This window comes from Yersinia sp. 22-579 (genome assembly GCF_030433455.1).
GTDB classification, from domain to species: Bacteria; Pseudomonadota; Gammaproteobacteria; order Enterobacterales; family Enterobacteriaceae; genus Yersinia; species Yersinia enterocolitica.
This window is the reverse complement of the sequence record NZ_JAUJTZ010000014.1, coordinates 102,740-115,140: the sequence shown is the minus strand read 5'-3', so window position 1 is coordinate 115,140 and position 12,401 is coordinate 102,740. Positions and strand designations below refer to the sequence as shown.

Genomic DNA, 12,401 nt, shown 5'->3' with positions numbered 1-12,401 from the left:
GCTTAGCTCATTGCTAACAGTTGATTAGCGCGCTGTTCGTTTTCATCCACACTGTGGATGACTTTCATCTGCATTTCGAAACTACGGGCATTGGCAATCATGTCGGTCATGGCTTCAACCGCTTTCACGTTACTGCCTTCCAGCACGCCCGGCATAATCTTGATAAGCGGGTCATTCGCCAACTGAGCACCCCGCGCCTGCTGTGTCTCAGGTGTCAGATGGAACAAGCCGTCATCACCGTGCATCACTTCACCCGCTGTTGCTCTAACCCGTTTAATCTGCCCAAGCTGCGCGATGGTATTCGGTGAGTCACCGGCGTTCAGCGCCGAAATAGTACCATCGGCAGCAATGGTGACAGCCGCTTGCGGAGGCACTTCAATCGGGCCGTTATCACCCATTAACGGGTAACCCTGTACCGTCATTTGCCCATCAGCTGAGATTTGAATATTCCCGTTACGGGTATAAGCCTCAGTGCCATCGGGCAGTCGAACCGCCAAATAGCCATCTTGCTGCAAGGCCACATCCAACGGGCGACCGCTGTAGTTCATCGTCCCCTGGCTGATATCTACGCCGGGGGTCGATGCTGTGACCATGGTCCGAGTGGCCATACTTGGCCCATCAATAGGCACAGCCCGCATCGCCGCCAACTGCGAGCGAAAACCCGGCGTCGAGGCATTGGCCAGGTTATTAGCGGTAACCGCTTGCAGTTCGAGTGACTGCCGTGCAGCCCCCATTGCGGTATATATTGCGTGATCCATGAGCGAGTCCCGTCAGTTCGATTAACGCAGGTTAACCAGAGTTTGTAAGATCTGATCCTGGGTTTTGATGGTTTGCGCGTTAGACTGGTAGTTACGCTGCGCCACAATCATATTGACCAGTTCTTTACTCAAATCCACGTTAGAGGATTCCAGTGCGCCGCTGGTCAATGTACCGAAACCGCCACTGCCCGCCGTCCCAAGGATTGGGTTACCGGATGAAAGTGTTTCTTTCCATACGTTATCGCCTTCGGATGACAAACCTTCAGGGTTGGCAAAGTTGACCATCACGATTTGACCAAGCAACTGGGTTTGTGAGTTGGAATAGGTTCCCATTATGGAGCCATCATTATTGATCTGGAAACCGGTGAACTCACCTGCGGCGTAACCCGTCTGGTTCTGAGTCACAATGCTATCTGTGCCGGTATTTTGTTGTTTGCTACCCGCTACGCTCAGCGCGAAGGTTTGTGCTGGCGCACCGTTAACCACACCCATTGGGATGGTCAAGGTAAAATCAGTGGTGCTGGCTGGATTAGTACCATTGGTGACACTTTGCAGTGCGCCGTTGGTATCAAAGGTCATAGAACCGCGCTTGGCCGCCGTTTCGGCTGGCTTGGCACTGCTGTCTAAGGTGTAAACATCCCACGAGTTACCCGCCGTGGTGCTTTCACTACGTTTAACGTAGAACACATTGATTTCGTGGCGGTTACCCAGGCTATCAAAGGTGGTCATGTTATTAACAAAACTGTAGGTCTCAGGTTTGTCTGGATCAAAGGTGGTTGCCGCTGGAATGACATCGTGGGTCGAGGTCAGGTTAGCGACCATCACACCTGAAGTGGTTGCTTTTGCCGGGATCATATTCTGCGGAACAGACAGCGCTACCGGGTTCGCCCCTTGCTGTACGGTCGGCGGGGTACCGGTTGCCGGGTAGCCGGTTAAGCTCAGGCCCTGCATATTGACGATATTGCGGTTCTCATCCAGTTTAAACTGGCCGTTACGGGCATATAACACACCGCCACTGCTGTCTTGCATACGGAAAAAACCACTTTGACTAATAGCCAGATCCAGACGGCGGTTAGTGGTGGTGGTGGTACCATCGTTAAAGTCCTGAGTGATGCCTGCGACTTTAACGCCCATCCCGGTCTGAGAGCCGGCAAACATATCGGCAAAAGAAACTGAGCCGGCTTTAAAACCTGACGTCGCCGAGTTGGCGATGTTGTTACCGATCACATCCAGGTTACTGGACGCTGCGTTCAAACCGCTGACTGCTTGAGAAAAGCCCATTTTCTTCTCCGTTAGATTCGGGGTCCGTGAAAGACCTTAAGCATTGATGACATATCAAACGCTACTTGTAAAAATGATGGTGAATCAGTTCGAATGATTGCTTCACCCTAATGTTTTTGATTACTGCTTCAGTTCAATAACCGGCTTACAAAATCTGACGGACCTTATCCATCGTGATAGTGCCTGCCAGGCCGAGATCCAATTTAGGGCCGTCGCCACCACGGGTGACGCCGTTGACAATGGCATAACTCAATGGTGTGGCAACCACTTGTGCGCCCCCATTAGTCGCACTGATAGTGACGGTATAAGCGCCATCCGGTGCATTGCCGCCAGCTTCCAGCGAACCATCCCAGGTAAAGGCATGCACACCCGCCGTCAGGCCGCCAATTTCAATGGTTCGGACAGCCACGCCATTGCTGTCGGTGATAGTGGCCGTCACTTTGTCTGCGGCACGCTCCAGCTCAACACCAAACGGTGTTGTCGTCACAACGCCATCTTTGCTGCCAGCCAAGACGTTGGTTCCCGGAACCATCACACCACGACCAATCAGGCTGCTCGCCTGCAAGGATTGGCTGTTATCAATCTGACCGGAGATAGAACCCAGCGTGGTATTCAACTTTTCAATGCCGCTCACGGTGTTGATTTGCGCTAATTGCGTAGTCAACTCGTTGTTTTGCATTGGGTTGGTCGGGTCCTGATTCTTTAACTGTGCCACCAACAATGTCAGGAAACTGTTTTGCAGATCTTGGCTGCTACTGCCGGTGGTCGAACTGGTACCGGTAGTGCTGTTAATACCGTAATCACTATCGGTCAGGGAATTCGTAATGGCCATTTATGCAGGCTCCTGTTATTGACCCAGTGTCAGCGTCTTGAGCATCAACGATTTGGTCGTATTCAATACTTCAACGTTGGCTTGATAACTGCGCGAAGCTGAAATGGTGTTCACCATCTCGCCGGTCACATCAACGTTTGGCATACGAACATACCCCTTGGCATCAGCCAGCGGATTGCCGGGTTGAAAGACCAAGCGATCCGGTGCCGGATCATCGATTATCTGTGCCACACGTACGCCGCCCGTTTCTTGCCCCGGCTGAGCCGCCACCTGAAACACCACTTGCTTGGCGCGGTAAGGTTGACCGTCTGGACCGGTGACGCTGTCGGCGTTCGCCATGTTACTGGCGCTAACGTTCAACCGCTGCGATTGGGCTGATAATGCAGAACCGGCAATATCAAAAATATTCAGTAAAGACATACGTCTTATCCTTGTTGTAACACTGACATCATCCCTTTGATCTGGCCGCCAAGAACGGTCAAATCGGTCTGATATTTCAGGCTGTTATCGGCAAAATTCGTACGTTCACGGTCCATATCTACCGTGTTGCCATCCATTGATGGCTGATCCGGGACACGGAATAACAAATCAAGATCAGGTGGCTGAACTGTACTTGCCGGGATATGACGGGCTGACGTCAAACTGAGCGACACCCCGGTACCGCTGGCACGTCCTTGCTCCATGACTTTTTTCAGTTGGCTGGAGAAATCAATATCACGTGCCTGAAAGCCGGGTGTATCCGCATTAGCAATATTGGACGACAGGATCTCCTGTCGTTGCGCGCGCAAATTAAGCGCCTCTTGTTGAAAACGCAGAGCACCGTCCAGTTTGTCGAGCATAGTCCCCCCACAAGGTTAGAATTTGGAGCCGACAGCATAAACGCCGTACAGGGAAGCCTATCGTCAGAATAAGGGCAAAATGCGTTGCTATTTGTTCCCTTAACCTCAGCGAGGTACAGGTACACTAGTGGGTAACAGGGGCCGACTCGGTGTTACCGGGTTGTGTAGACGGAGAAGAGATGGATGGCAATGAACAGAAATGGCGTCATAAAATGTGCATTGGGGGTGCTGTTGCTGAGTCAAGCCGTCACTCATCAAGCGATGGCGACAGATTTATCAGTGCAGGTAAATCAATTCTTCCAACAGCAATATCCGGATAAAGAGAGCCAGGTTAACGTGGTGATTAAAACCCCGCAGAACCAGTGGCCACAATGTGATATGCCGGAGATAACGCTACCGGCTAATGCCCGCCCTTGGGGCAATATTAGTCTGTCGGTCCGTTGTGATGGTGTGCGGCGTTTTATTCAGACCCAAGTACAAGTCAGTGGTCATTATGCAGTGGCGGCTCGTCAACTGGCAGCAGGTGCAAAAATTACACCGCAAGATATCGAAATGAAAAAAGGTCGGCTCGATACCCTGCCTCCCGGCGCGTTATTGGAACCCAACTTTGCTCAAGGTGCGGTCAGCTTGCGACAAATCAATGCTGGCCAACCGCTAACACGCAATATGTTGCGCCGCCTGTGGATAATAAAAGCAGGGCAAGATGTGCAGGTCTTGGCACAGGGTGAAGGGTTTAATGTTAACAGTAATGGTAAAGCGATGAATAATGCGGCCATTCAAGATACTGTTCGGGTGCGCATGGCATCAGGCCAAATCGTCAGTGGCACCGTGGCCGACGATGGCACCGTTCGTATTATGTTATAGTTATTAAAGTTTTTTTAACCTGTGCCGATAACCCTAATATGCAGTTATTTGCGGGTAAAAAGTGACAATCCCGCCATTCTTTTACTGAAAGATAAAAGTCTTGCGGGTCGATAAACGTCAATCCCGCTATAGAGGGAGCAACAGAACATGAGTATTGATCGCACTCAACCACTATTACCGGTAACACAAGTGCAGCCACGGGAAACCAGTGATATTGCGCAACAAACGCGTAAACCTTCCGCTCAATCAAAAACACCGGTAAGTGGTACTGAGGTTAAATTGAGTGATGCGCAGGCAAAACTGATGCAACCGGGCAGCCAGGACATCAATGTAGAACGTGTAGAAACCTTAAAACAGGCGATCCGTTCAGGCCAACTGACCATGGATACCGGTAAAATTGCCGATGCCTTGCTCAAAAATGTTGCCGATGACCTGAAGAATAGCTAAACGTAACAACAATCGTTGACCGTAAAATTATTAACCGTAAAAGGATAGGTGGTGGTGGAAAGATTACAAACCAATCTGGACCAGCAACTGGAACTGCTTGAATCGCTGAAAACCGTAGTAGCGCAAGAGCAGCAACTGCTGTGCTCCGGTCGGATTCAAGGTATCGTGTTGCAAGGCGTGACTGAACAAAAAAGTTCAATTTTAGCGACCTTGGCTTATCTGGACCAGACCCGGCTCACCACCGAAAAAAGTATCAATATTCAAGCGCCCTACAGCAACGTCACTGCATTAGCAGAGCGCTGGCAACGTATTTTGGAACTGGCCGAAGGCCTGCGCTACGGCAACCTGCATAACGGGCTTTTGCTGCAACAACATATTGAGCATAATACTCAGGCGCTGGCGGTGTTAAATACACGCCACGGCCAATCCTTGTATGGGCCAGATGGTCACTCTAAAGGTGCCAGTTTGCTGGGCCGCAAGATTGGTATTTAGTACTATTGAGGCTCCGAGCACAGTGGATATGCTGATGACACCGATGCTCCCTGCAATGCACCACTAGTCATATCCATGGCGACAAAATCTGTGCTGGTCGTTTTGGTCCAATAATTGCCTGTTGGCCAGCTTGAACTATAGGCGGCCAAACTCCCCCACTCGCCCCACAAAGTAGCGTCAGCTGAACGCGTGCCGCCATTGGTGGCGCGCGAGGACTCAATCAGCGCTACGAAATCACCAAGCTGCTGACACGCTCTACTCGCAGCTAAACTATCCATCAGCGAACTGCTTCCCATGAAGACCCACAAATTAGGTTTGAATTGATAGGTTGCCGTATAAGTCGGGAATTTTTTACTTTTTGCCGTCACAATGACGGTGCTGCTATAGGTCTTATAGGCAATCTTGACCTGACCCTGACTATCAACCGACGCGCTGGCCGCATAGGATGATGTCCAGTCATACTGGGTATTATTTGTCACATTATCATTCATCTCCAATTGGAACGTAGCACCCTGGAAGATAGTTTTGGGGAAGCTTTTATCTGTGGCAAATTGCTCACCGTTCACCTTAATACCGGTTATCTTTGGTATCGGATATAAGGTAATTGTTTTCTGCAACGAGCTAAATGGCACCCCATCCACCTGCGGCGTGATGTCGACATTTCCAACGGAATTCCCCACCACATTGGCGGTATAGTCGTCAGCATTTTCGGTGATCGTACCGATATTTATCGACACACCACTTTGAATAAATTCAAGATCTTTTATTCCGCTGACAAACTCATTATTTTTATTACGCGGTATAAATGATAGTAGCGATGACATAGTACCATCGGCAACAATATCAGCTGTGGAAACGTTAAAACTTGAGTTTGTGGCATCTGGCGGCAGCACGGCAAATCGCACATCAGTAGTAGACTGTTGCCCCTGAATATCTAAAGTGACCACTGACACCCCAGCAGTGGTGCTAGTTAATGCAATGCTTATCACGCCCTGCGCATCGGTTTTTTCCGTGACTTTACTGGGAAGCGCGCCATTACTGGTGGTTATCACCCCCTCTTGCCCGACAATCGGCGAACTATCACTATCAGTCACTGTAAATTTCACCGTGATGGGCGTACTGCCATCAGCAAGTGCACCATCATCAGTCACCTCCGAGGTGATAACAAACTGAGGTTGCTGCACAATTACGGTCAATGTCGAGGGGTTAGAACTATTGCCCCGGTTATCGATAGCCGTTGCGATGAGGGTATAGGTATTAACCGCCGGTTCGCTCTCACCAGCTTTCCCCGCAGTACGACTCGCTGGTGCCATCGGTTTATAAGGCGGTAACACCACATTGTAATCTGTTGCACTGACGGGTATTAATTTTCCGCCGGCAGCAACCCATTGCGCATCATTCCAGAGAATACGTTGTAGTGCAGATTGAGACTGTATTTGTGCACCAACGGAATAAACCTGCCCCGGCAGGCCGGAGAGTACGGCAGGTGAGAATGCTAATTTGAAAGTATTCTGTTTTTGGTATTCCAGAACAATATTTGGATTTCGTTCAACCAGATTATAACGGCTCTCAGCCAGTAAACGGGTTCCGGCCACTGCTGCGGGGCTAAACTGCGAACGGAAACTTTCCCCCAGTCGATAATCCATTTGTAAATTCCATTGTGTTTCATGCTGCCGACTTTTTCCCATTCGTTGATCGACCCCCAGAGTAATAAAGGGGATCGGCGTATAGATAAGCCCTGCGGTCACCGCATAAGGGTTACTTTGCAGGTTATCTTTATCAAACAAAGCCACCCGCTCACCATGATATTGCTCATATTTTAATTTTCCACCCAACTGTGGAAGTGCAGGTAAATACGCTTTAGCGTGAATATCACCTCCGCTTGCCGGGCGCTCATTATAGTCAACGAAATCACGAGATTGATGCCATCCATTGAGACGAAAATAACCATTAGCCGATAACTGTAAATAATCAGTCCAGGCTTCTGCACCCACGCCAAGACGATGATTGTGCCCGGTCATATCATTGTCATAGAAAGTGTTAAAACCATACATCCAGCTTTGTTGGAAGGTACGCACCCCAGCGCCGATATTAAGGGTATTGCGACTGTCTTTATTTCTTATACCCAACTGACTAAAAAAGATATACGAAGCAGAGTCATACCAAGGCAACAACCAATCAAGAGAACTTTCTTTGAGGGAGAATTTTTTATCCAAGTTAACATTAACCTGAGCCGTCCCGAATCTACTTAACCAGTGTTTTATTTCCTGATTTGCCGCATCATTTACCATTGACCTGGCAATATTGGATGCATTACCCGACGCCGCCAGACTGGTTCCGGTATTGATCATTTTATTGATGGTTTCATTGTGGTCAGCAGGGTTATCAAACTCTTCTGAATTAAAATAATATTGCTGTGAGAACCCATAAGTAAATATGCCAAATATTAAACCAGTCAACAATATTAACTTGGAAATTATTTTAGTCATAGTTAGTGCATTAAAAAATGAATACATTAATGTACCCCTTAGATATAAATTAACGCGGCAATATTTACTTAAATAACAGAAATGAAAACGGCGAAAAGAAATGGCCTCTTCTTCATTATCGCAAACACCAATAATAGAATAGCAGAACTTAAAAAAAGGAAATTAAAATATTAAAAACAACAGCGGTAACAAATAAAATGCAAAACAAGTTATAATGGTAATATTAGCTGGTTAATTTAATGACAGGTTATATTTAACCTGAATATATATGGCGATATATTCTTATTATCAAAATAGCTTACATCCGCCTCATAAAATAGACTCTCTCCATTTTTCACGAGGTATTAATCTGACAAGGCTAAGCAACCGTTGGCTTAGTTTAAAGGAGGGTATATGAAAAAACAGAGTGTACTATTGAGTTTGGTTTTTTGCGGTGTCATGGCGATGTCAGTACATTCAACAGCGCAGGCAAAACAGCTAAGCAGCATGATGCTACTTCCTATGTGTTGCGCCTTCACTTATCCATTTTGGATTCAACGATAATTGACGATGACCTGGTTATTAATGACTTGCAGTGGCGGATTGACCCGCCCTTTTCCTGCGATAAAGTAGATAAATGTCAGCTGAGTCGCAGCCGCTTCTCCGGCCAATCCACGACTCAGCCCGCTGCCACCCTCAAGTGGCATACAGCGGCTTGGCGTACATAATTTAACTTGTAAACCATCTGGTGCTGCTGACATTAATTGGTAGCGCCAACTTATCGATACAATTCGCGCATTTTCTTGAGCCAGTGCAACCGGTGATTGTAGCGGTTTGGCAGAGATTGCCACACCGCGAAAACTCTGAGTAACACCAATATCTTCGGCAACCCAAGAGCCTGAAGCTATTGCATTTAATGGCAATATTCCGATTGAAAATAAGCCCACCAGGACTCTTCGGGAAAGACAAGTCAGCATCAGGCAGCTCCAATGGTTGAGGTCATGCGGATTTGACGATTGTCGCCGATCTCCAGATTAGACAGCACCACCATCTGCGGCAGGCTGCGGCGCAAGAAGCGGGCTAATAATGCACGCAGTGCGTGGTTAACCAACAACACTGGCGGAGCGCCCAGCATCTCTTGACGTTGCAGCGCTTGCTTGGATTGTTCCAGTAGACGGTCAGCCAGCCCCGGCTCTAAACCGCTACCACCTTGCAGTGCTTGTAATAACAAACGCTCTAAGGCTGCATCCAACCCAATGACTTGAATCTCACCGGTACCAGGGAACCACTGCTGGGCAATTGAGCGGCCCAGCGCGACGCGTACCACCGCGGTTAACTCATAAGGGTCGGTTTGATTTGGCGCATGCTCGGCAAGCGTCTCAATAATGGTGCGCATATCACGAATGGAGACTCGCTCCAGTAACAGGTTTTGCAGCACCTTATGCAGCGTGGTTAAAGTCACCACTCCGGGAATAAAGTCCTCGGTCAGCTTCGGCATCTCTTGTGAAACCCTATCTAACAACTGCTGGGTTTCCTGACGACCGAACAAGTCACTCGCATATTGACTGATCAGGTGATTCAAATGTGTGGCGACGACCGTACTGGCCTCAACCACGGTAAACCCTTGAATCTGTGCTTGTTCACGTAATGCACTTTCAATCCAGACCGCAGCCAAACCAAAGGCAGGATCTTGTGTCGCTTCGCCAGGCAATGTCCCAACCGCATTACCCGGGTTGATCGCCAGCCAGCGGCCCGGATGGGCTTCGCCACTGCCAATCTCGACCCCTTTCATGAGGATCCGATAACTCGCAGGCGGGAGTTCCAGATTATCCCTGATATGAACCACCGGCGGCAGATAGCCCATTTCCTGAGCAAACTTTTTGCGGATACTGCGAATACGCCCGAGTAACTCACCATTTTGCTGGAAATCGACCATCGGGATTAGGCGATAGCCGACTTCCATACCCAGAGGATCTTCCAGTTGAACATCTGACCAGGTGGCTTCCGTCGCTTGTTGTTGATCCTGCATAACCGGTGCTTCTGCGGCTGCCGGTTGCTGCGACTGTTTACCCCGTAACCGCCAGGCCAGAGCCAATAAGGCCGCGGTGAATAGCAGAAACACAAAGTTAGGCATACCGGGCACCATACCCAGTAAACCCAATACGGCAGCACTCAACACCATCACCCGCGGGTTGTTGAACAACTGGGTGACCATTTGCTGGCCGACATCCTGATCAGTGCTCACTCGGGTAACAATAACACCCGCGGCGGTGGAGATAACCAATGCCGGGATTTGCGCAACCAAGCCGTCACCAATGGTCAACAATGTATAGGTTTCAGCTGCATGACCCACAGCCATATTGTGCTGAAGTACCCCGACTAACAGGCCCCCGACCACGTTAATGACCATAATCAGTAACCCAGCAACAGCATCACCACGAACAAACTTACTGGCCCCGTCCATTGAACCGTAGAAGTCCGCTTCTTGTGTCACATCAGAGCGGCGCTTTTTCGCTTCGTCTTCACCAATCAAACCGGCGTTTAAGTCGGCGTCGATGGCCATCTGCTTACCGGGCATACCATCGAGAACAAAACGTGCGCCAACTTCAGCAATACGCCCAGCCCCTTTGGTGATGACCATAAAGTTGATGATCACTAAAATAACAAAGACCACGATACCGATGGCGAAGTTACCGCCCACCAGGAAATGGCCAAATGCTTCAACCACCCGTCCTGCTGCCGCAGCACCGGTATGCCCATCCATCAGAATAATACGAGTAGAGGCCACGTTTAGGGATAAACGCAGTAAAGTCGAGAACAACAGAATAGTCGGGAATGCAGCAAAATCCAAAGTACGCTGAGTAAACATCGCAACCAGCAACACCATGATGGACAGCGCGATGTTGAAGGTAAACAGCAAATCAAGGACGAAAGGCGGCAGTGGCAGCACCATCATCGACAAGATCATGAGGATTAAGATTGGCCCAGCAAGAATTTGCCACTGCGTATCTTTGAAATTGCCCGGTAAACGAAGCAGGGCGGCCAAATTAGCCATTAGTCAGTCTCACTCTCTTCTGTTGCAAAATCCAGCCCTTCCGGTACCGGCAGATGTTCAGGTTTTTTCGGGATTAGCCCACCTTCCCGCTTCCAGCGTTTCAGCTGATACACCCAGGCAAGGACTTCAGCTACTGCCGCATAAAGGGTGGCAGGAATATGTTGACCCACTTCGCTGTGCCGGAATAATGCCCTGGCCAGCGGCGGAGCTTCTAATAAAGGAATGCGATGTTCAGCGCCCAATTCACGAATGCGCAGCGCCACGGCTCCCGCCCCTTTCGCCAGGACTTTTGGCGCACTCATTTTGGCTTCGTTGTATTGCAACGCAACAGCATAGTGAGTCGGGTTAGTCACTATCACATCAGCTTTGTGCACATCAGCCATCATCCGCCGGCGGGCCATGGCCCGTTGCTGCTGGCGGATACGCCCTTTCACATGAGGATCACCTTCTTGATCCTTGAACTCATCACGTATTTCCTGTTTGGTCATACGTAACTTTTTAATATGGCTGGTTATTTGGAAAAACACATCAAAACCGACCATGGGGGTCAAACCTAAAACCACCACTAGCCCACAGAAAATAATCAAGTGGAGCGCATCACCTAAGGCGGCCACCGGAGGAGCGGCCATTAACCGCATCATATCGGGCCAGTTATGCCAGAGAAATATGCCGGTAACCCACCCCACCAGTGTCGCTTTCAAGATGGCTTTTAGCAGTTCAGCCAGCGCCTGAGAGGAGAACATCCGCTTTAAACCGGCAATCGGACTCATCCGCTTGAGGTCAAATTTGATTGACTCGCCGCTAAACAGTACACCACCCAGTAGCATCGGTACCGCCATTGCCACTATGACCAATCCGGCAAAAATGGGTATCAGCGCTATCAGCGTTTGCCTGAGTAACATGCCAATTTGGCGCAGCATTTGCTTATCATCACTGATAAGGCCGTGATCAAAATGCAACCCCTGAGCAATCATGGCAGCCAGTTGACGCGCCATCGATTCCCCCGAAACCCACAGAATAGCCAAACCGGCCCCGAGCATCAGCATCGAGGTCAGTTCGCGTGAACGCGGTATCTGGCCTTTCTCGCGAGCCTTCTCCAGCTTATGGGCTGTGGGTTCCTCGCTTTTGTCCGCATCGCTATCTTCAGCCACAGCAATGGCTTCTGTTAGCGTAAATGTTCCTGTTCAGCGTAAGCGTTCCCATCTAAGAGAAAATTAATATGCGTAGCATGACAAACATTTAGTTAGCCTATGGATGGAACAACGCTGCAATTAGGGGGTTATTTCTCGGATGAGTGCATTCCATCAGCATAGATTGGAGTGGATTTATAAGTAAAAGATGCCTTGCACGTCAAATGCCCGCATA

Annotated in this window: 13 protein-coding genes; 4 read left to right on the top strand and 9 right to left on the bottom strand. The window is 49.3% G+C overall.

What is annotated here, in order from left to right:
• Nucleotides 1-2: 2 nt before the first annotated feature.
• From QSV56_RS16945 to flgB, 5 genes are all read right to left on the bottom strand, one after another.
• Nucleotides 3-758 carry a flagellar basal body rod protein FlgF gene (locus QSV56_RS16945; RefSeq protein WP_019080849.1) on the bottom strand — a complete coding sequence of 252 codons (756 nt, stop codon included), beginning with the start codon at nucleotides 756-758 and terminating at the stop codon, nucleotides 3-5.
• A 21-nt stretch (nucleotides 759-779) separates the two neighbouring features.
• Complete coding sequence (gene flgE, locus QSV56_RS16940; protein ID WP_050880373.1) at nucleotides 780-2,039, bottom strand: flagellar hook protein FlgE; 1,260 nt, start codon at nucleotides 2,037-2,039, stop codon at nucleotides 780-782.
• Between the two features lie 145 nt (nucleotides 2,040-2,184).
• A complete protein-coding gene (flgD, locus tag QSV56_RS16935) occupies nucleotides 2,185-2,871 on the bottom strand; it encodes a flagellar hook assembly protein FlgD (RefSeq protein WP_005160457.1) in 687 nt (228 codons plus the stop codon).
• A gap of 15 nt (nucleotides 2,872-2,886) precedes the next feature.
• Complete coding sequence (gene flgC / locus QSV56_RS16930; protein ID WP_005168794.1) at nucleotides 2,887-3,291, bottom strand: flagellar basal body rod protein FlgC; 405 nt, start codon at nucleotides 3,289-3,291, stop codon at nucleotides 2,887-2,889.
• Between the two features lie 5 nt (nucleotides 3,292-3,296).
• Entirely contained in the window at nucleotides 3,297-3,710 is a 414-nt protein-coding gene (gene flgB / locus QSV56_RS16925; RefSeq protein ID WP_005160463.1) for a flagellar basal body rod protein FlgB, read from the bottom strand.
• A 183-nt stretch (nucleotides 3,711-3,893) separates the two neighbouring features.
• Here flgB and flgA point away from each other — a divergent pair, with 183 nt between their 5' ends.
• The 3 genes from flgA (at nucleotide 3,894) to QSV56_RS16910 (ending at nucleotide 5,513) form a co-directional block, all read left to right on the top strand.
• Nucleotides 3,894-4,574 carry a flagellar basal body P-ring formation chaperone FlgA gene (gene flgA, locus QSV56_RS16920; RefSeq protein ID WP_046695177.1) on the top strand — a complete coding sequence of 227 codons (681 nt, stop codon included), beginning with the start codon at nucleotides 3,894-3,896 and terminating at the stop codon, nucleotides 4,572-4,574.
• A 147-nt stretch (nucleotides 4,575-4,721) separates the two neighbouring features.
• Complete coding sequence (flgM, locus tag QSV56_RS16915) at nucleotides 4,722-5,021, top strand: flagellar biosynthesis anti-sigma factor FlgM (protein WP_019080852.1); 300 nt, start codon at nucleotides 4,722-4,724, stop codon at nucleotides 5,019-5,021.
• Between the two features lie 51 nt (nucleotides 5,022-5,072).
• Nucleotides 5,073-5,513 (top strand): flagella synthesis protein FlgN, encoded by a 441-nt coding sequence (locus QSV56_RS16910; protein WP_019082867.1) that lies wholly within the window; start codon nucleotides 5,073-5,075, stop codon nucleotides 5,511-5,513.
• Nucleotides 5,514-5,515: 2 nt separating this feature from the next.
• Here QSV56_RS16910 and inv read toward each other — a convergent pair whose 3' ends face one another.
• Nucleotides 5,516-8,029, bottom strand: coding sequence for an inverse autotransporter invasin Inv (gene inv, locus QSV56_RS16905; protein WP_050915582.1), 2,514 nt, complete (start codon nucleotides 8,027-8,029; stop codon nucleotides 5,516-5,518).
• 366 nt (nucleotides 8,030-8,395) lie between these two features.
• Between inv and QSV56_RS16900 the strand changes: the two genes are divergently transcribed.
• On the top strand, nucleotides 8,396-8,545 hold the full coding sequence (locus tag QSV56_RS16900; RefSeq protein WP_172666725.1) for a hypothetical protein: 150 nt from the start codon (nucleotides 8,396-8,398) through the stop codon (nucleotides 8,543-8,545).
• On the opposite strand, the gene QSV56_RS16895 is transcribed toward QSV56_RS16900, so the two are convergent.
• The 3 genes from QSV56_RS16895 to flhB are packed head-to-tail and all read right to left on the bottom strand — an operon-like array spanning nucleotide 8,536 to nucleotide 12,187.
• Nucleotides 8,536-8,958, bottom strand: coding sequence for a flagellar protein FlhE (locus tag QSV56_RS16895; RefSeq protein WP_019080856.1), 423 nt, complete (start codon nucleotides 8,956-8,958; stop codon nucleotides 8,536-8,538). The two genes, QSV56_RS16900 and QSV56_RS16895, sit on opposite strands and share 10 nt — an antisense overlap.
• The gene (gene flhA, locus QSV56_RS16890) at nucleotides 8,958-11,036 is read right to left on the bottom strand and encodes a flagellar biosynthesis protein FlhA (protein WP_019080857.1); all 2,079 of its coding nucleotides are present in this window, start codon (nucleotides 11,034-11,036) and stop codon (nucleotides 8,958-8,960) included. Before flhA ends, QSV56_RS16895 begins: the two co-directional genes overlap by 1 nt.
• Nucleotides 11,036-12,187 (bottom strand): flagellar biosynthesis protein FlhB, encoded by a 1,152-nt coding sequence (gene flhB, locus QSV56_RS16885; protein ID WP_046695180.1) that lies wholly within the window; start codon nucleotides 12,185-12,187, stop codon nucleotides 11,036-11,038. The genes flhA and flhB overlap by 1 nt, the downstream gene beginning before the upstream one ends.
• Nucleotides 12,188-12,401 lie beyond the last annotated feature (214 nt).

What these genes read in the sequence shown, in the direction of transcription:
- QSV56_RS16945 (WP_019080849.1), bottom strand. Translation starts at nt 758, where the DNA reads ATGGATCACGCAATATATACCGCAATGGGGGCTGCACGGCAGTCACTC.
- flgE (WP_050880373.1), bottom strand. Translation starts at nt 2,039, where the DNA reads ATGGGCTTTTCTCAAGCAGTCAGCGGTTTGAACGCAGCGTCCAGTAAC.
- flgD (WP_005160457.1), bottom strand. Translation starts at nt 2,871, where the DNA reads ATGGCCATTACGAATTCCCTGACCGATAGTGATTACGGTATTAACAGC.
- flgC (WP_005168794.1), bottom strand. Translation starts at nt 3,291, where the DNA reads ATGTCTTTACTGAATATTTTTGATATTGCCGGTTCTGCATTATCAGCC.
- flgB (WP_005160463.1), bottom strand. Translation starts at nt 3,710, where the DNA reads ATGCTCGACAAACTGGACGGTGCTCTGCGTTTTCAACAAGAGGCGCTT.
- flgA (WP_046695177.1), top strand. Translation starts at nt 3,894, where the DNA reads ATGGCAATGAACAGAAATGGCGTCATAAAATGTGCATTGGGGGTGCTG.
- flgM (WP_019080852.1), top strand. Translation starts at nt 4,722, where the DNA reads ATGAGTATTGATCGCACTCAACCACTATTACCGGTAACACAAGTGCAG.
- inv (WP_050915582.1), bottom strand. Translation starts at nt 8,029, where the DNA reads ATGTATTCATTTTTTAATGCACTAACTATGACTAAAATAATTTCCAAG.
- QSV56_RS16900 (WP_172666725.1), top strand. Translation starts at nt 8,396, where the DNA reads ATGAAAAAACAGAGTGTACTATTGAGTTTGGTTTTTTGCGGTGTCATG.
- QSV56_RS16895 (WP_019080856.1), bottom strand. Translation starts at nt 8,958, where the DNA reads ATGCTGACTTGTCTTTCCCGAAGAGTCCTGGTGGGCTTATTTTCAATC.
- flhA (WP_019080857.1), bottom strand. Translation starts at nt 11,036, where the DNA reads ATGGCTAATTTGGCCGCCCTGCTTCGTTTACCGGGCAATTTCAAAGAT.